The sequence below is a fragment of the Kitasatospora sp. NPDC041988 genome, from assembly GCF_055588525.1.
The window spans coordinates 128,159-144,599 of record NZ_JBVJCO010000017.1 but is presented as its reverse complement, the minus strand read 5'-3'; the positions used below and the strand labels follow the sequence as shown (position 1 = coordinate 144,599).

The window sequence follows — 16,441 nt, the reverse complement described above, 5'->3', positions numbered from 1 at the left end:
CGTTAGGCGGAGCCAAAAAAAAAAAGCGGAGGCTTTCCCCCCTCGACCCCCCCCCTGCTTGGCCGGGGCGTGGACGGGGCCCCCTCCGCCCCCCCCCCCCCCCCCGGCGTCGTGCTTGGCGGGGCACTGGTGGTCGCCGTGGGCGAGCTGGGCGTGGTGGTCACCGGCGGCGTCGTGGTGGTGCCCCCACCGGACTGTCCGCCCGCCGCGCCCCCGTTCGCGCCGCCGTTCGCGCCGCCCGAGCCCGAGCCGGAACCCGAGCCCCCGGCCGAACCCCCCGCCGAACCGCCGGGCGGCGGCGGGTTGCCGCCCGCGCCACCCGCTCCCCCCGCGCCGCCCGCCGGGGGCTGCGACTGGCCCGGGGCCGGGGGCTGCGAGGCGGACTCGCCGGCGCTCGGCGACTTGCTCGGCTTCTTCGACGCGGACGGCGAGTGCGACGCCCCGCTGCTGCTCGCCGACGGCTCCGGGCCGGTCTCCTCCGCAGCCGGGGAGCCGCCCGGGCTCTCCGTGCCGTCGGAGGCCGCCGCACCGGGGCTGAGGCTCGGCCGGGGCGTCGGCATGCCCCCGGGCAGGCCGGTGCCGTCGTCCGTGCTGCTGTGCGGGTCGGTGCCCCGGTGCCCGTCCGGGCCGGCGACGCTCATCGCGACGGCCGTGCCGAGGACGCCGAGCGCGAGCACCGCCGCCGAGGCGGCGATCGCCGTGCGGCGGGTACGGCCGGCCGTGCCGGGGGTGGTCTTGAACCGCCACGGCACCTGCGCGATCGCCCGGATGACGGGCCGTCGCGCGGGCACCGGGCCGGCCTGGGCGGCGGCGGGCAGCTGCCGGCCGTCGGCGCGCAGCAGGTCCAGCATCCGGCGGGCGCCGGCCGCCCCGCGTGGCTCGCCGAGCGTGGCCCGCAGCGTGAGCGCGGACTCCAGTTCGGCGGCCGCCCGGCCGGGCTCCCGGACGCAGATCGCGTGGACGCCCAACTCGTGGTGGAACCAGGCCTCGTCGGCCCGGGAGCCGCTCTGCCGGGCGGCCTCCAGGCCGAGCATCAGGGCGCGCTCCCAGGCCCCCCAGCGCAGTGCCAGCGCCAGCGCCGGGGCGGCCGCCCGGGCCAGCCGGACGACGGCGGCGTGCCGGCCGGCGGTGCGGTCGGCCAGCAGGACGCCGACCACCACCTCGGCCTCGGCCGCGATCTGCTCGGTGGAGACCGAACTGTGCCCGACCCACCAGGCGAAGTGCTCGGCGGCGCCGTCGATGCTGCTGCGGGCCGGCCAGTGCGGCGCGAGGAGTTCGAGCGCGCCCGCGGTGAGCCGGTGGTGGCCGCCGATGGACACCGCGAGCCCGGCGTCGGCGAGTTCGTGCAGGGCGCTCTCGCCCTGGCCGACGTCGATCAGCGCCGGCAGGTGCGGGGCGGTCGGGCATTCGCCGCCGAGCGCCACGGCGAGCCGCAGCACGGCCTGGGCGGGCTCGGTCAGGCCCTCGGCGAGCCGGACGGCGGGCGAGGCGCTCTCGGCGACGGACGGCAGCGGGACGGTCCGGCGCAGCGCGCCCTCACGGACCGCCGGATCGGGGTCGTGGACGGGCTCCTGGACCACACCGAAGACGTCGAGGCGGTCCTCCTCCGCGGCCACCAGCGCGTCCACCGCGACGTCCCGCTGCCGCAGCAGCGCGGCGGCCTGGACGAAGCGCAGTGGCAGCCCCTCGGACTCGAACCAGAGGTCGACGGCCCACGCCTTCTCGGCCACGTCGAGCGGGCGGCCGGCCAGCCGGGCGGCGAGCGCGAGGCAGGCGGGGCGGGAGAGCCCGGCGACGAGGTGGTCCCGGAGCCGGGAGTCGGCGGGCAGCGGCGGGCTGTCGGGGCCGACGGAGATCAGGAAGGCGCAGTCGGGGGCGGCGGCGAGCAGCTGTTCCAGCTCGGGGCCGGCCTGCTCGACCTCGTCGATCACCACGATCGCGCCGACCCGGCCGAGGTGTTCGGCGAGCTGTCCGGGGTCGGGGCGGAAGCCGGGGGCCTGATGGGTGGCGGCGAAGAGGTCCTGGAGGAGGTCGGCGGCGGTGCGGCGGTGGCCGCAGAGCTGGACGACGCCGCCGGGCGCGAGGTCGCCGGCCGCTTCGGCGACGGCCGACAGCAGGGCGCTGCGGCCGGAGCCGGCCTGGCCGACCAGGCGTATCGAGCGGCCCTCGGCGAGCAGGCCGAGCAGCTGGGCGATGTCGGCCTCGCGGTCGAGCAGCGGGAGGTCGGCGGGCCCGGCGCCGAGGGCGAGCGGTCCGACCGCGCGGCCGGGGCCGCCGACCGGGCCGCGGGCGGGTTCGGTGCGCTCGATCCGGCGGGGGCGGGGGCGCCACTCCTCGGGGCAGGGGCGCACTTCGGAGCCGTCCGGGGTGCCGACGGTCACCAGCAGTCCGCCGGAGACGAGTTCACCGCCCCGGGTGCGTACGGCCTCCTGCCGGAACTCACCGGATGGCTGTCCCACGATCTGCTCCGCCCCTACTCGGCCGACGACTTCGAACGGCCGTCTCCGGGCTGGGGGGTACCACCCGGCCGGAGGCTGGGGGAGCCGGACCTCGACCCGGCGGCCGTGTTCTGACGGCAGACTCTTGCACATCCGCCGCCGCGCGCGCAGCGCGGTACCACCCCGAACCGGGGAACGGCGGCCTACAGCACCGGGCCGAGCACGGGCAGGGTGGCGCCGCGGGGCTCGGCGACGACGCCCTCGACGGCGAGGATGCGGTGCAGCCGGGTGGCCACCAGCAGCCGCTGGAGCTGGGCCGGGACGGAGCGCAGCACCAGCCGGCGGCCGATCCGGCCGGCCCGCCGGTGGGTGCCCATGATCACGCCGAGGCCGGTGGCGTCCCAGAACTCCAGCCGGGCGAGGTCGAGGACGAGGTCGCCCAGCCCGCCGTCGACGGCATGGTGCAGCCGGACCCGCGCGTCGGCGGCGGTGCGCACGTCGAGGCGGCCCTCGATGGCCAGCGCGGCGTGGTCGCCCGTGATGCGCATGGTCTCCTCCTCCGCCTGGCGGGTCACTGGTACGGGTCGTCCCGCCCCGGCCGCGCCGGGCCCGGGAGCGGGTGTCCATCCGGGCGGGCCTGAAGCCCCGCGCCCGGGCCCGGCCGCAGCCATCGGCGTGGGTCGGGTTCCCCCTCATCTGACGGTGAACCAGGTCCGCAGGTTGCTGGTTCCGGCCAGATCTGAAGCAACTTCACTCGTCCGAGGGAATATACGCAGGAACTCTCCATACCTACGCTCGATTACCGCCCAAATCACCCGTCTGCGGCACCCGGCGTGAGGAAACTCACCCGCCCCCGGCCGGGCGGGCCGTACGATGCTCCGATCGCACGGCCCGCCTGGTCACGCGCCTTGGTGGGTCACTTGCCCGGGTACGGGTAGAAGCCCCGGCCGCTCTTGCGGCCCAGGTCGCCGGCGGTGACCATGCGCGCCATGATCTCCGGCGCGGCGAACTTCTCGTCCTGGGTCTCGGCGTAGATGTTCCGGGCGGCGTGCAGCAGGATGTCGACGCCGGTCAGGTCGGCGGTCTCCAGCGGGCCCATCGGGTGGCCGAAACCGAGCCGGCAGGCGGTGTCGATGTCCTCGGCGGTGGCGACGCCCGACTCGTAGAGCTTGGCGGCCTCGACGACCAGCGCGGTGATCAGGCGGGTGGTGACGAAGCCGGCCACGTCGCGGTTGACGACGACGACGTCCTTGCCGACGCCCTCGGCGAAGGCACGGGCGGTGGCCAGCGCCTCGTCACTGGTCTTGTAGCCGCGGACCAGCTCGACCAGCTTCATCAGCGGCACCGGCGAGAAGAAGTGCACGCCGACGACCGACTCGGGGCGCCCGGTGGCGGCCGCGATCCGGGTGATCGGGATGGCGGAGGTGTTGGAGGCCAGCACCGCGCCGTCCTTGGCGATCTTGTCGAGCTCCCGGAAGACGCCTTCCTTGACGTCCAGCTGCTCGAAGACCGCCTCGACCACGATGTCGGCCTCGGCGACCGCACCCAGGTCGGTGGTGGTGGTGATCCGGCCGAGCGCCGCCTCGGCGTCCTCGGCGGTCAGGCGACCCTTGGAGACGAACTTCTCGTACGAGGCACGGATGCCCGCGAGCCCGCGCTGCAGCGCCTCCTCGGTGACGTCCCGCAGCACCACCGGGTGTCCGGCCTGGGCGGAGACCTGGGCGATGCCGGCCCCCATCAGGCCGGCGCCGATCACGGCGATCTGCTGGCTGGACGCGTTGCTCATGGCTTGGTCTCCCGGATGCCGTCGCCGCCCTGCGGGCGGGCCCTGAAGGCGGCTCAGGGCAGGGATCACCCGCCACGAGCCGCGTCACTCTGCGCGGGACTCTAATGCCCTTCACGCGCCCGTGGTGGCATCCGAGAGTGTGATCTGCAACCGACCGGCCGGGCGGGAAGGTCAGCCGATCAACTGGTCGGAGACTCAGATGCCCAGGCCGAGGTCCTGGGCCAGGATCGCCGCCTGCACCCGGCTGCGCAGCCGCAGCTTGGCCAGGATCCGGCTGACGTGCGTCTTGGTGGTCGCCTCCGCCATCTCCAGCCGCCCGGCGATCTCGCCGTTGGAGAGCCCGGCGCCGAGGCAGGCCAGCACCTCCCGCTCGCGCGGCGTGAGCCCGGCCACCGCCTCCCGGACGTCCGGCCCGACGGCCCGGTCCGGGCGGGCGAAGGAGCCGATCAGCCGCCTGGTCACCGAGGGCGCCAGCATGCCGTCCCCGCGTGCCACCGTACGGATGCCCTCGACCAGGGTGTCCGCCTCCAGGTCCTTCAGCAGGAACCCGGCCGCGCCGGCCCGCAGTGCGCCGTAGACGTACTCGTCCAGGTCGAAGGTGGTCAGCACCAGCACCTGGGCGGCCCCGGCGGCCACCACCTGGCGGGTCGCCGAGACGCCGTCCAGCCGGGGCATCTGCACGTCCATCAGGACGACGTCGGGCCGCAGCTCCAGCGCGAGCCGGACCGCCTCCTCGCCGTCCGCAGCCTGCCCGACCACATCGAGGTCCGGCTCGGCCCGCAGGATCATCACCAGCGCGGCGCGGACCGCCGCCTGGTCCTCCGCCACCAGCACCCGGATCGTCATGCCCGCCCCTCTCCGCCTTCGGTCACCAGCGCCCGCGGCAGCACCGCGCGTACGCTCCAGAACTCCCCCTCCGGTCCGGCCGTGAAGCTGCCGCCGAGCAGTCCGGCCCGCTCCCGCATGCCCACCATGCCCGCCCGGGCACCGGGCAGCTCCCGGCCGGCGCCGCTGCGGTACGGGCTGTCCACCGCGATCCGCAGCTCCTCCGGCCGGTACTCCAGCAGCACCCGGACGTGCCCCGACCCGGCGTGCTTGAGCGCGTTGGTCAGGGACTCCTGGACGATCCGGTACGCCGCCAGGTTGACCGGCACCGGCAGCTCCCCGCGGTCGCCGCGCTCGGTGAGCTCGAAGTCCAGACCGACGTCCTGCCCGGCCGCCCGGGCCTTGGCCAGCAGCGCGTCGACCGCCTCCAGGTCGGGTGCGGCGTACGACGCGTCGGCCTCTCCCCCGCCACTGTCCCGCAGCAGGCCGATCATGCGGCGCATTTCGGCCAATCCCTGGACGCTGTTCTCCCGGATCACCGCCAGCACCTCCACCAGCGGGTCGTCCTCGGGCCGCCGCTGGCGGCGGGCCACCGACTGGGCGCCGGTGGCGTGGATCGCGATGGCCGACAGGTGGTTGGCCACCACATCGTGCAACTCCCGCGCCATCCGGGCCCGTTCGGCGACGACGGCCTCGCGCCGGTCCAGTTCGGAGAGCAGTGCGGTCTGTTCGGCCCGCAGCCGCTGGGTCTCCGCCTCCTGGCGGTGCTTGCGGACGATGTCGCCGGTCCAGACCGGCGCCAGGTAGACCAGCGTGGTCAGCACCACGACGGCCACCGCGGTCGGCGCGTCGCTGTAGATCAGCACCACCGTCGAGAGCCCCAGCACCGAGGCCGCACCGGTCAGATGCAGCACCCGCGACATCTTCGGGCTGCCGTAGAGCACCGCGGCGTACAGCAGGTCGGTGTACATCAGGGTGGTCGCCAGGAGCGCCCCGGTGAAGATGCTGACCGCGAAGACGACCCCGCCGACCGTCACGATGAGGACCGGCCGGGTGCGCCGGAACGGCTCCAGCGAGGCCATCACCAGCAGCGGCGGAACGGCCATCCAGCGGGGGATGTGCTCGGAGCCGTCGTAGACCCCGACGGCGATCAGGAACAGGCCCCCGAGCAGCCCGAAGAGCGCGATCGCCCGGTCTTGCTGCCGCGGGGTGAGGTTGGGTCTGCGCACGGCCCCATCAGATCATCTCCGGCCGGGCGGGCGGCTCCGATGCGGGGAGGAGGCGCCGTACATCGAAAGGTGCAGACCGGGCTCGGCTCCGGCGACGACGCCGCGCGGACCCGCGTCGGAAAGGCTGGAAGCGTCACCGAGAGCCGCGGAGCCCACCATGATCGTCACCCTCATCCTCGCCGCCGAGGCCGCCTTCTGGATCCTCCTCGGGCTCGGCCTGGCCACCCGCTACCTGCTGCGGTGGCGCAGGACGAGCACCGTGCTGCTGGTCGGCCTGCCGGCGGTGGACCTCACGCTGTTCGTCCTCACCGTCCTCGACCTGCGCGGCGGCGCCTCCGCGAGCTGGACGCACGCGCTGGCCGCGGGCTACGCGGGCTTCTCCATCGGGTACGGGCCCTCACTGGTCCGCTGGGCCGACCGGCACTTCCAGTACCGCTTCGCCGGCGGCCCCAAGCCGAAGCCCTCCCCCAAGTACGGCCCCGAGCGGACCCGCCACGAGTGGCAGGTCTGCGGCCGCACCGTGGTCTCGGCCGGCATCACGCTGGGCCTGATCACCGCCCTGGTGCCGCTCTCCGCCGGCGCCGCGCACTTCTCCGCCTTCACCGGCTGGTACATCCGGCTGGGCCTGGCCGCCGGGATCAACGTGATCGTGGCCGCCTGCTACTCGCGCTGGCCCAAGGAGGCGCCGGCCGACGCGATCGTCGAGGACGGCCACGTGGTCGGCTGGAAGATCCCGCAGCAGCAGTAGGCAGTAGGCAGTAGGCAGTAGGCCCCGCAGGGGAGGTCAGCGGTTCTCGCCGGGCACCCAGAGCACGTCGCCCTGCTCCTTGTTGGCCGTCCGGGCCAGGATGAACAGCAGGTCGGAGAGCCGGTTCAGGTACTTGGCGGTCAGCGGGTTGACGCTCTCCCCGTGCTCCTCGATGGCGGCCCAGGTGGCCCGCTCGGCCCGGCGCACCACCGTGCAGGCCAGGTGCAGGTAGGCGGCGCCCGCGGTGCCCCCGGGGAGGATGAAGCTGCGCAGCTTCTCCAGCGACTCCAGGTAGTGGTCGCAGTCCTCCTCCAGCTTGTCGATGTAGGACTGCAGCACCCGCAGCGGCGGGTACTTCGGGTCCTCCACCACCGGGGTGGCCAGGTCGGCGCCGACGTCGAAGAGGTCGTTCTGCACCCGGGTGAGGACGGCGGAGACGTCCTCCGTGAGCCCGCCGGCGGCGATCGCCACACCGATCGCGGCGTTCGCCTCGTTGGTGTCGGCGTACGCGACCAGGCGCGGGTCGGTCTTGGTCGTACGGCTCATGTCACCGAGCGCGGTGGTGCCGTCGTCGCCGGTACGGGTGTAGATGCGCGTCAGATTGACCATGGGGTCAAGAGTAGCCAAGCGGTTAGGCGACGTTAACCTCCCCCAGCCTCCGGCCGGGAGGTACCCCCACCCCGAGGGTCTCGTCGCTACGCGACGTTGACTCTCTGCCCGGGGGGTGCGGCTTCCAGCCAGGCGAGGAAGCCGGTCAGCGCGTCCTCGCTCATCGCCAGCTCCAGGGGGGCGCCGTTGTGCAGGCACCGCAGCACGACCGAGCCGGAGAGCAGCGCCAGCTCCTCCTGGCCCTCGGGGTAGCGCCGGCCGAGCACCTCGATCTCCCGGCGCGGCAGCACCTTGCGCGGGCGCGGGGCGTACGAGAAGACCCGGAACCACTCGATCGAGTCACCGCTGTAGCGGCCGATACCAAAAACCCACCCCTTGCCGTCGGTCTGGGGGACCGGGGCCGAGGTGGGTTTGCCGTTCTCGTCGAGGTCGGGCTGCGTCGAGGCGTCGGCGGGCATTTTGAGCCGGTAGCTGCAGTCGAACGTGCCGCCGACCCGCTGGATCACACGGCGTCGTACCGCGAACGCGACCAGGCCGATCACACCCGAGGCCACGACCGCCGCACACACCACAAGGGCGAGGACCATGCTCACCTACCTCCTCGCTACCCGCGTTCCCCGTGTCGGTCGTATGAGGCGACCGCGTTGACCTACCAACTGAGACGACAGTCCCGGGGTCACGCTCGCGCGTCCCCGGGACCGTCGGTCGACCCCGCTAGAGGGTCTGGCGCACTCAGGCGTGGGCCTTGAGACCGCGCGCCGCGAACAGACGCACCTCGGCGCGTCGCTCGGCGTGCTCGTCCAGGTCCGACTGCGCCTTCTCCAGCGCACGCTCCGCGCGCGCGACGTCGATCTCGTCCGCCAGCTCGGCGATCTCCGCGAGCAGAGACAGCTTGTTGTCGGCGAAGGAGATGAAGCCGCCGTGCACAGCGGCGATCACGGTGCCGCCGTCCACCGTGCGGATGGTGACCGGACCGGTCTCCAGCACGCTCAGCACCGGGGTGTGGCCCGGCATGATGCCGGTGTCACCGGAGGCCGTACGGGCGACGACGATGGTGGCCGCACCGGACCACACCTTGCGGTCGGCTGCGACCAGCTCGACGTGCAGCTCAGCCAACGTGGGCTCCTAGGCTCATGCAACCCCCGATTACTCGGGAGTTTCGGTAAGAATAACGGGCCCGCGCCCCCGGCATGAAACCGGCGGCACGGATTTGACCGGAATCACAGCCGATGCGACGCGAGGGGTGGGTCCCAGGGCTGGGGCCCACCCCTCACGGTCACTCAGCTGCTACCGGCCGCGATTACTTCTTCGCCAGCTCGGCGGCGTTCTTCTCGAGGTCCTCGATGCCACCGCACATGAAGAAGGCCTGCTCCGGGACGGAGTCGTACTTGCCGTCGGCGATCGAGTTGAAGGCCTCGATCGTCTCGGACAGCGGCACGGTCGAACCCTCGACACCGGTGAACTGCTTCGCCACGTAGGTGTTCTGCGAGAGGAAGCGCTCGATGCGACGGGCACGGTGAACCGTGACCTTGTCCTCCTCGGACAGCTCGTCGATACCGAGGATCGCGATGATGTCCTGGAGGTCCTTGTACTTCTGCAGGATCCCCTTGATACGGATGGCCGTCTCGTAGTGGTTCGCCGCGATGTACCGGGGGTCGAGGATGCGGGACGTGGAGTCCAGCGGGTCGACGGCCGGGTAGATGCCCTTCTCCGAGATCGGGCGCGACAGAACGGTCGTCGCGTCCAGGTGGGCGAAGGTGGTGGCCGGGGCCGGGTCGGTCAGGTCGTCCGCGGGGACGTAGATCGCCTGCATCGAGGTGATCGAGTGACCGCGGGTCGAGGTGATGCGCTCCTGCAGGAGGCCCATCTCGTCGGCCAGGTTCGGCTGGTAGCCCACCGCGGAGGGCATACGGCCGAGCAGGGTCGACACCTCGGAACCGGCCTGGGTGAACCGGAAGATGTTGTCGATGAAGAGGAGCACGTCCTGCTTCTCGACGTCACGGAAGTACTCCGCCATGGTCAGCGCGGAGAGCGCGACGCGCAGACGGGTGCCCGGCGGCTCGTCCATCTGGCCGAAGACCAGCGCGGTCTTGTCCAGAACGCCCGAGTCGACCATCTCGTCGATGAGGTCGTTGCCCTCACGGGTGCGCTCGCCGACGCCGGCGAACACCGACACACCACCGAAGTTCTCGGCGACGCGGTAGATCATCTCCTGGATCAGAACGGTCTTGCCGACACCGGCACCACCGAACAGACCGATCTTGCCACCCGTGACGTACGGGGTGAGCAGGTCGATGACCTTGATGCCGGTCTCGAACATCTCGGTCTTGGACTCGAGGTCCTTGAACTCCGGGGCCTTGCGGTGGATCGGCCACCGGACCTCGACCTGGGACTCGAACTCGTCCTTGTCGACGTTCAGCACGTCACCGAGGGCGTTGAAGACCTTGCCCTTGGTGATCTGGCCGACCGGGACGGAGATGGCCGCGCCGGTGTCGCTGACCTGCGTGCCACGGACCAGGCCGTCGGTCGGCTGCATCGAGATGCCGCGGACCATGCCGTCGCCGAGGTGCTGGGCGACCTCGAGGGTCAGGGTCTTCTTGCCCGAGCCGTCGGGGTTCTCCACCTCGACGTGCAGGGCGTTGTACATGTTCGGAATCGCGTCGACGGGGAACTCCACGTCGACGACCGGGCCGATGACCCGCGCGACGCGGCCCGTCGCCGTGGTCGGCTCAACAGTGGTGGTCATTCTCATTCGCTCCCGCGGCTAGCGTCGGCGAGGGCGTTGGCACCGCCGACGATCTCGCTGATTTCCTGGGTGATCTCGGCCTGACGGGCCGAGTTGGCAAGCCGCGTGAGCGACTTGATGAGCTCGCCGGCATTGTCCGTCGCGCTCTTCATCGCACGCCGGCGAGCGGCGTGCTCCGAGGCGGCCGACTGCAGCAACGCGTTGTAGATCCGGCTCTCGACGTACCGCGGCAGCAGCGCGTCGAGGACGCCCTCCGCCGACGGCTCGAAGTCGTACAGCGGAAAGATCTCCGACTTGGCCGGCGTCTGGTCGCTGAGCTGGACCTCGTCCAGCTTCAGCGGCAGCAGCCGGGCGTCGACCGCGTTCTGCGTCAGCATCGACACGAACTCGGTCGAGACGAGGTGGAGCTCGTCCACGCCGCCCGTCTCGGCCGTGAAGGCCTCGATCAGGTCGGCCGCCACGGCCTTCGCGTCGCCGTAGGTCGGCTTGTCGGAGAATCCCGTCCACGAGCCCGCGACCGTGAAGTCGCGGAAGCTGTAGTACGAGACGCCCTTGCGGCCGACGATGTACGTCACCACGTCCTTGCCCTCGCCGCGGAGCCGCTCGGTGAGCGTGAGCGCCGCCTTGATGGCGTTGGTCGAGTAACCGCCCGCCAGACCGCGGTCCGCCGTGATCAGCAGGACGGCGGCCCGGGTGGCGTTCGGGTTCTCGGTGGTGAGCGGGTGCTTGGCGTTGGACCGGGTGGCCACCGCCGTCACCGCCCGGGTGAGCTCATCGGCGTACGGAGTGGAGGCGGCCACCGCGCGCTGCGCCTTGACGATGCGCGACGCGGAGATCATCTCCATCGCCTTGGTGATCTTCTTCGTCGCGGTGACAGAGCGGATCCGGCGCTTGTAGACCCGAAGCTGTGCTCCCATGGGTCGTTACGTCCTTTCCCTCGCTACCGGACTCAGGCCTGCTCGCCGAGCAGCTTGCCCTCGGCGGTGGTGAAGCCCTGCTTGAAGGCGTCGATCGCGGTGGTCAGCGCGTCGACGGTGCCGTCGGCGAGCAGACCGGTCTCGACGATGCCGGCCAGCAGGTCCTTGTGCTGCAGGCGCACGTGGTCCAGGAACTCACGCTCGAAGCGGCGGATGTCCGCCACCGGGACGTCGTCCAGCTTGCCGGTGGTGCCGGCCCAGATGGAGACGACCTGCTCCTCGACCGGGAACGGCTGGTACTGGCCCTGCTTCAGCAGCTCGACCATGCGCGCACCGCGCTCCAGCTGGGCCTTGGAGGCCGCGTCCAGGTCGGAACCGAAGGCGGCGAACGCCTCCAGCTCACGGTACTGGGCGAGGTCCAGGCGCAGACGGCCGGCGACCGAGCGCATGGCCTTGATCTGGGCGGAGCCACCGACGCGGGAGACCGAGATACCGACGTTCACGGCCGGGCGGATGCCGGCGTTGAACAGGTCGGACTCCAGGAAGCACTGGCCGTCGGTGATGGAGATGACGTTGGTCGGGATGTACGCCGAGACGTCGTTGGCCTTGGTCTCGATGATCGGCAGACCGGTCATCGAGCCGCCGCCCAGGGCGTCGTTCAGCTTGGCGCAGCGCTCCAGCAGGCGGGAGTGCAGGTAGAAGACGTCACCCGGGTAGGCCTCACGGCCCGGCGGGCGGCGCAGCAGCAGGGAGACGGAGCGGTAGGCCTCGGCCTGCTTCGACAGGTCGTCGAAGATGATCAGGACGTGCTTGCCGTCGTACATCCACTCCTGGCCGATGGCCGAGCCGGTGTACGGGGCGAGGTACTTGAAGCCGGCCGGGTCGGAGGCGGGAGCAGCCACGATGGTGGTGTACTCCAGCGCGCCGGCCTCCTCCAGGGCGCCACGGACGGACGCGATGGTGGAGCCCTTCTGGCCCACGGCGACGTAGATGCAGCGGACCTGCTTCTCCGGGTCGCCCGAGCGCCAGTTGTCACGCTGGTTGATGATCGTGTCGACGGCCACCGCGGTCTTGCCGGTCTGGCGGTCGCCGATGATCAGCTGGCGCTGGCCGCGGCCGATCGGGGTCATCGCGTCGATGGCCTTGATGCCGGTCTGCAGCGGCTGCTTGACCGACTTGCGGGCCATGACGCCGGGGGCCTGCAGCTCCAGGGCACGGCGGCCGGTGGAGGCGATGTCGCCCAGACCGTCGATCGGGTTGCCCAGCGGGTCCACGACGCGGCCGAGGTAGCCGTCGCCGACCGGCACGGAGAGGACCTCGCCGGTGCGGCGCACCGTCTGGCCCTCCTCGATGCCGCCGAACTCACCGAGGATGACGACACCGATCTCGCGGGTGTCGAGGTTCAGCGCGAGGCCGAGCGTGCCGTCCTCGAACTTCAGCAGCTCGTTCGCCATGACCGAGGGCAGACCCTCGACATGCGCGATACCGTCCGCCGCGTCAGTGACCGTGCCGACCTCTTCACGCGAGGCGGCGTCCGGCTGGTACGACTGGACAAAGTCGGCCAGCGCGTCCCGGATTTCCTCCGGACGGATCGTAAGCTCCGCCATCAGGCTTCCCTGCTCTCCTAGTTTGCGATCCTCGGCCCGCCATTGAGGGCCGCAAGTATTCGACTCTCGGCCGGGTCTCTCGAACCGGCCGTACGATTTGCCGGCTCCGGTGGAGCCGGTTCCCGACCGAGGGTCGGATGTGCTTCGGTACTCAGCCTTCGAGCGACTGGCGAGCGCCTTCGAGGCGGCTCGACACGGTGCCGTCGATGATCTCGTCGCCGATCTGGACCCGGACACCGCCGACGACCTCGGGGTCGACGTCGATGTTCAGGTGCACCTGGCGACCGTAGAGCCGGCCCAGAGCGCCCGACAGGCGCTCCTTCTGCCCGTCCGACAGCGGCACCGCGGTGGTGACCAGGGCCACCACGCGCCCGCGCCGAGCGGCGGCGAGCTTCGAGTAGGACTCCAGGCCCTGCTCAAGGCTACGGCCACGCGGAGCGTTGACCAGGGCGGTGACCAGCCGGACTGTGCCGGCGTTGGCGCGGCCGCCGAGCAGCTTCTTGATCAGCGCCGCCTTGGGGGCGGCACCGGCCTTCGGCTCGGTCAGCGCGGAGCGCAGCTCGTTCGAGCCGCTCACCACCCGGCCGAACCGGAACAGCTCGTCCTCGACGTCGTCCAGGACACCGGCCTTCTCGGCGGCGATGACCTCGGCGTACGCGGCCAGCTCCTCGACGGCGTCGACCAGGTCACGCGAGCCCGACCAGCGGGAGCGGACCAGGCCGGAGACCAGGTCGAGGGTCTCGCCGGAGACCTGACCGGTCAGCAGCGAGGAGACCAGCTGGGCCTTGTCCTGGCCCGACCGGGACGGGTCGGTCAGGACGCGGCGCAGCGACACCTCACGGTCCAGGAGGACCGTGACGGCGGTGAGCTCCTCGGCGAGCTTGGCCGCGTCCACCGAGGTGGAGTCGGTCAGGCCTTCGAGGTTCTGCCGCCCGGCGGCGAGGGCCTCGCGGCTGGCGCCGATCACTTGGCCGCACCCTGAGCAACGGCGGCCTTGGCCTCCAGCTCGTCCAGGAAGCGGTCAATCACGCCGCTCTGCCGGGCGTGGTCCTCAAGGGACTCACCCACGATGCGGGAGGCGAGCTGCGAAGCCAGCGAACCCACGTCCTGGCGCAGGGCGGCAGTCGCCTGCTTCTTGTCGGCCTCGATCTGGGCGTGACCGGCGGCGACGATGGCCTCGCGCTGACGCTGGCCCTCCTCGCGCATCTCGCCGAGCTGGGCAGCGCCCTGCTCGCGAGCCTGCTCGATGATGCGGGCAGCCTCGTGACGCGCCTCGGCGAGCTCGGCACGGTACTGCTCAAGCAGGGCCTGGGCCTCAGCCTGAGCGGCCTCGGCCCGCTCCATCCCGCCCTCGATGGCGTCCCGGCGCTCCGACAGCACCTTCTCGATGCTGGGGAGGAGCTTCTTGCCGAGCAGGCCGAAGACGATGAAGAAGCAGAGCAGGCCGATGATGATCTCGGGCCACGCGGGGAGGAGAGGATTCATCTTCTCCTCCTCCTGCGCAAGCTGAGCCACGATGCCCATGCTCATATCTGGACCTTCCTCGAAAGGGTCTGCGGCGGGATTACTTGTTGCCGAAGACGAACGGCATGACGATGCCGATGAGGGCGAGCGCCTCGGTCAGCGCGAAGCCGATGAACATGTTGGAGCGGATGAGACCAGCGGCCTCGGGCTGACGGGCCATGGCCTGGACACCGTTACCGAAGATGAGACCGACGCCGATGCCGGGGCCGATCGCGGCGAGGCCGTAGCCGATGGACGCGACGGAACCGTAGACAGTGCCCTCAGCGAGGAAGCTCATTGCAGTTGTCCTTTGCAGGGTGGTGAACCGGTGGTGATTGGCCACCGGGCGTATCCGGGAGGTTGGTTCAGGGAGGGCCGAAGCCCCCTGGCTCAGTGCGCCTCTTCGAGGGCACCGGCGATGTAGCTGCTGGCCAGCATCACGAAGATGTAGGCCTGCAGGAACTGGACCAGCAGCTCGAAGGCGGTCAGGGCGACGGCGACGATGAACGAGGCCGAGCCGTAGAGCGCACCCAGGGTCGGGCTGAGCAGGTACCAGGAGGCGATGGAGAACATCACGATCAGCAGGTGGCCGGCGAACATGTTCGCGAAGGCTCGGACCGCGAGCGTGAAGGGGCGCACGAAGATGTTCGAGAAGAACTCGATCGGCACCAGGATGAACATGACCCAGCCGGGGATGCCCGAGGGCCAGCAGAGGTTCTTGAAGCCGCCGACGAAGCCGTGCTTCTTGAAGGTCAGCGTCATGTAGGTGACCCACACGACGCCGGCCAGACCCGCCGGGAACGCGATCGCGGCCGTCACCGGGAACTGGGCGAACGGGATGATCGACATGATGTTCATCAGCCAGATGAAGAAGAACATCGAGACGAGCATCGGGACGTACTTCTCGCCCTTCTTGCCGATCGTCTCCAGCACGATGGACCGCTTGACGAAGTCGTAGCCGATCTCAGCGACCAGCTGCAGCTTGCCGGGAACGAGGCGCGGCTTGGCGAAGGAGGCCCAGAAGAAGACGACGACAAGCACTGCGACGACCATCGACAGCAGCATCGGCTTGTTGAAGTAGAAGCTGCCGATCGTGAAGATCGGCTTGAAGTCGAACTCGTTCAGGCCCGGGGCCGGGAAGCCGCAGCCAGCGTCCCCGAAGTGGCAACTGCCTGAGGCGAGGAACGTGAGCTGATCAGCACTCACCACGGACTCCTTCGTCGTGACGCATGGTTACGGCAACCTCGGTGTGTCGGCGTGGCCTGCGGCCACGGAGCGGCACTGAAACTTGATGGGGTTCTCGCGGACCCCGCGCGGCGGTTAGCTTCGCCGCTGCGGGACCATCGAAGACTGCGCGGGTCCGGGGGGCGATCCGTCCATCGATCGGACAGACCTGGCCACTTCCCGTACTCCGTTGTTGCGACGGACGATAGCAGCCCGTCAGGGCCGTATAAACACCGCCCCCCTCGTTGGGGGGACAGTCGGGCCTCGTCACTGTTGACGCCCCGAGTCGGAAGGCTTGTCGGCCTTGTTTTCGGAGGCGTCGGTGTCGACGTAGAAGGTCTTGGCCTTGAGGGCGCCGCGCACCTGGAAGCCCGTCCAGATCAGGGCGCAGCCCAGCAGTGTGAAGGCGAACGCCTGCCGGTTGAAGAGTTCGGTGTTCTTGAAGACCGCGAGGACGATACCGACCAGCAGGATCTGAGTGGTGTAGACCAGGAGTCCGGCAGCCATCATGATGTGCGGGTTCGACCTGGTCAGCCGGTCGAGTGCGACCTGGCCGAAGCTGAAGAAGGCCATCACCAGCAGCGTTCCGAACAGGGCGCCGAGCGCTCCCTTGCCACCCGCGACGGCAAAGGAGATCACCATGGCGATGATTCCGGCGACCGCAGTGGGGATCGCGGCGCCTCGGAGGATCCGGGCGTCGTTGGACGGCATGTCGGCAGCTCCGGCGGCATGTCGATGTGGCAGGGGGACGGGCACAGAACGCGGTGGGTGGCACCGACCGAGGGATCGCCGCAGGCCTTGCCGCTCCG

Annotated in this window: 17 protein-coding genes; 1 reads left to right on the top strand and 16 read right to left on the bottom strand. The window is 71.0% G+C overall.

Features of this window, described 5'->3' with window-relative positions; genetic code table 11:
- Positions 1 to 2: 2 nt before the first annotated feature.
- The 5 genes from ACZ6NC_RS19170 to ACZ6NC_RS19150 form a co-directional block, all read right to left on the bottom strand.
- Positions 3 to 2,459 (bottom strand): ATP-binding protein, encoded by a 2,457-nt coding sequence (locus tag ACZ6NC_RS19170; RefSeq protein ID WP_465734212.1) that lies wholly within the window; start codon positions 2,457 to 2,459, stop codon positions 3 to 5.
- Positions 2,460 to 2,641: 182 nt separating this feature from the next.
- On the bottom strand, positions 2,642 to 2,986 hold the full coding sequence (locus ACZ6NC_RS19165) for an STAS domain-containing protein (protein ID WP_465734210.1): 345 nt from the start codon (positions 2,984 to 2,986) through the stop codon (positions 2,642 to 2,644).
- 368 nt (positions 2,987 to 3,354) lie between these two features.
- Complete coding sequence (locus tag ACZ6NC_RS19160) at positions 3,355 to 4,224, bottom strand: 3-hydroxyacyl-CoA dehydrogenase family protein (RefSeq protein WP_465734208.1); 870 nt, start codon at positions 4,222 to 4,224, stop codon at positions 3,355 to 3,357.
- A gap of 195 nt (positions 4,225 to 4,419) precedes the next feature.
- Positions 4,420 to 5,070, bottom strand: a complete 651-nt coding sequence (locus tag ACZ6NC_RS19155) for a response regulator (RefSeq protein WP_465734206.1) — start codon at positions 5,068 to 5,070, stop codon at positions 4,420 to 4,422.
- Positions 5,067 to 6,278 carry a sensor histidine kinase gene (locus ACZ6NC_RS19150; protein WP_465734204.1) on the bottom strand — a complete coding sequence of 404 codons (1,212 nt, stop codon included), beginning with the start codon at positions 6,276 to 6,278 and terminating at the stop codon, positions 5,067 to 5,069. The genes ACZ6NC_RS19155 and ACZ6NC_RS19150 overlap by 4 nt, the downstream gene beginning before the upstream one ends.
- A 157-nt stretch (positions 6,279 to 6,435) precedes the next feature.
- On the opposite strand from ACZ6NC_RS19150, the gene ACZ6NC_RS19145 reads away from it, so the two are divergent.
- Positions 6,436 to 7,026, top strand: coding sequence for a hypothetical protein (locus ACZ6NC_RS19145; RefSeq protein WP_465734202.1), 591 nt, complete (start codon positions 6,436 to 6,438; stop codon positions 7,024 to 7,026).
- A gap of 36 nt (positions 7,027 to 7,062) precedes the next feature.
- Here the strand turns inward: ACZ6NC_RS19145 and ACZ6NC_RS19140 are convergent, their stop codons facing one another.
- The 11 genes from ACZ6NC_RS19140 to ACZ6NC_RS19090 form a co-directional block, all read right to left on the bottom strand.
- Positions 7,063 to 7,635 carry a cob(I)yrinic acid a,c-diamide adenosyltransferase gene (locus tag ACZ6NC_RS19140; RefSeq protein WP_465734201.1) on the bottom strand — a complete coding sequence of 191 codons (573 nt, stop codon included), beginning with the start codon at positions 7,633 to 7,635 and terminating at the stop codon, positions 7,063 to 7,065.
- Positions 7,636 to 7,721: 86 nt separating this feature from the next.
- Positions 7,722 to 8,222: a DUF2550 domain-containing protein gene (locus tag ACZ6NC_RS19135; protein WP_396320845.1), complete on the bottom strand. Its 501-nt coding sequence runs from the start codon at positions 8,220 to 8,222 to the stop codon at positions 7,722 to 7,724.
- Between the two features lie 145 nt (positions 8,223 to 8,367).
- Positions 8,368 to 8,751 (bottom strand): F0F1 ATP synthase subunit epsilon, encoded by a 384-nt coding sequence (locus ACZ6NC_RS19130; RefSeq protein WP_148642910.1) that lies wholly within the window; start codon positions 8,749 to 8,751, stop codon positions 8,368 to 8,370.
- Between the two features lie 184 nt (positions 8,752 to 8,935).
- The gene (gene atpD / locus ACZ6NC_RS19125; RefSeq protein WP_465734199.1) at positions 8,936 to 10,381 is read right to left on the bottom strand and encodes a F0F1 ATP synthase subunit beta; all 1,446 of its coding nucleotides are present in this window, start codon (positions 10,379 to 10,381) and stop codon (positions 8,936 to 8,938) included.
- A 2-nt stretch (positions 10,382 to 10,383) separates the two neighbouring features.
- Positions 10,384 to 11,298: a F0F1 ATP synthase subunit gamma gene (locus tag ACZ6NC_RS19120; protein ID WP_465734197.1), complete on the bottom strand. Its 915-nt coding sequence runs from the start codon at positions 11,296 to 11,298 to the stop codon at positions 10,384 to 10,386.
- 32 nt (positions 11,299 to 11,330) lie between these two features.
- Positions 11,331 to 12,905, bottom strand: a complete 1,575-nt coding sequence (gene atpA / locus ACZ6NC_RS19115; protein ID WP_465734195.1) for a F0F1 ATP synthase subunit alpha — start codon at positions 12,903 to 12,905, stop codon at positions 11,331 to 11,333.
- Between the two features lie 151 nt (positions 12,906 to 13,056).
- Positions 13,057 to 13,872, bottom strand: coding sequence for a F0F1 ATP synthase subunit delta (locus ACZ6NC_RS19110; RefSeq protein WP_465734193.1), 816 nt, complete (start codon positions 13,870 to 13,872; stop codon positions 13,057 to 13,059).
- Positions 13,869 to 14,429, bottom strand: a complete 561-nt coding sequence (locus ACZ6NC_RS19105) for a F0F1 ATP synthase subunit B (RefSeq protein WP_465734263.1) — start codon at positions 14,427 to 14,429, stop codon at positions 13,869 to 13,871. The genes ACZ6NC_RS19110 and ACZ6NC_RS19105 overlap by 4 nt, the downstream gene beginning before the upstream one ends.
- Before the next feature lie 40 nt (positions 14,430 to 14,469).
- A complete protein-coding gene (gene atpE, locus ACZ6NC_RS19100) occupies positions 14,470 to 14,706 on the bottom strand; it encodes an ATP synthase F0 subunit C (RefSeq protein ID WP_148642913.1) in 237 nt (78 codons plus the stop codon).
- Positions 14,707 to 14,798: 92 nt separating this feature from the next.
- Positions 14,799 to 15,614, bottom strand: a complete 816-nt coding sequence (atpB, locus tag ACZ6NC_RS19095) for a F0F1 ATP synthase subunit A (protein ID WP_465734191.1) — start codon at positions 15,612 to 15,614, stop codon at positions 14,799 to 14,801.
- A 285-nt stretch (positions 15,615 to 15,899) separates the two neighbouring features.
- The gene (locus ACZ6NC_RS19090; RefSeq protein WP_465734189.1) at positions 15,900 to 16,343 is read right to left on the bottom strand and encodes a hypothetical protein; all 444 of its coding nucleotides are present in this window, start codon (positions 16,341 to 16,343) and stop codon (positions 15,900 to 15,902) included.
- Positions 16,344 to 16,441 lie beyond the last annotated feature (98 nt).

What these genes read in the sequence shown, in the direction of transcription:
- ACZ6NC_RS19140 (WP_465734201.1), bottom strand. Translation starts at nt 7,635, where the DNA reads ATGGTCAATCTGACGCGCATCTACACCCGTACCGGCGACGACGGCACC.
- ACZ6NC_RS19165 (WP_465734210.1), bottom strand. Translation starts at nt 2,986, where the DNA reads ATGCGCATCACGGGCGACCACGCCGCGCTGGCCATCGAGGGCCGCCTC.
- ACZ6NC_RS19120 (WP_465734197.1), bottom strand. Translation starts at nt 11,298, where the DNA reads ATGGGAGCACAGCTTCGGGTCTACAAGCGCCGGATCCGCTCTGTCACC.
- ACZ6NC_RS19145 (WP_465734202.1), top strand. Translation starts at nt 6,436, where the DNA reads ATGATCGTCACCCTCATCCTCGCCGCCGAGGCCGCCTTCTGGATCCTC.
- ACZ6NC_RS19160 (WP_465734208.1), bottom strand. Translation starts at nt 4,224, where the DNA reads ATGAGCAACGCGTCCAGCCAGCAGATCGCCGTGATCGGCGCCGGCCTG.
- ACZ6NC_RS19135 (WP_396320845.1), bottom strand. Translation starts at nt 8,222, where the DNA reads ATGGTCCTCGCCCTTGTGGTGTGTGCGGCGGTCGTGGCCTCGGGTGTG.
- atpD (WP_465734199.1), bottom strand. Translation starts at nt 10,381, where the DNA reads ATGACCACCACTGTTGAGCCGACCACGGCGACGGGCCGCGTCGCGCGG.
- atpA (WP_465734195.1), bottom strand. Translation starts at nt 12,905, where the DNA reads ATGGCGGAGCTTACGATCCGTCCGGAGGAAATCCGGGACGCGCTGGCC.
- ACZ6NC_RS19105 (WP_465734263.1), bottom strand. Translation starts at nt 14,429, where the DNA reads ATGGGCATCGTGGCTCAGCTTGCGCAGGAGGAGGAGAAGATGAATCCT.
- atpE (WP_148642913.1), bottom strand. Translation starts at nt 14,706, where the DNA reads ATGAGCTTCCTCGCTGAGGGCACTGTCTACGGTTCCGTCGCGTCCATC.
- ACZ6NC_RS19090 (WP_465734189.1), bottom strand. Translation starts at nt 16,343, where the DNA reads ATGCCGTCCAACGACGCCCGGATCCTCCGAGGCGCCGCGATCCCCACT.
- ACZ6NC_RS19155 (WP_465734206.1), bottom strand. Translation starts at nt 5,070, where the DNA reads ATGACGATCCGGGTGCTGGTGGCGGAGGACCAGGCGGCGGTCCGCGCC.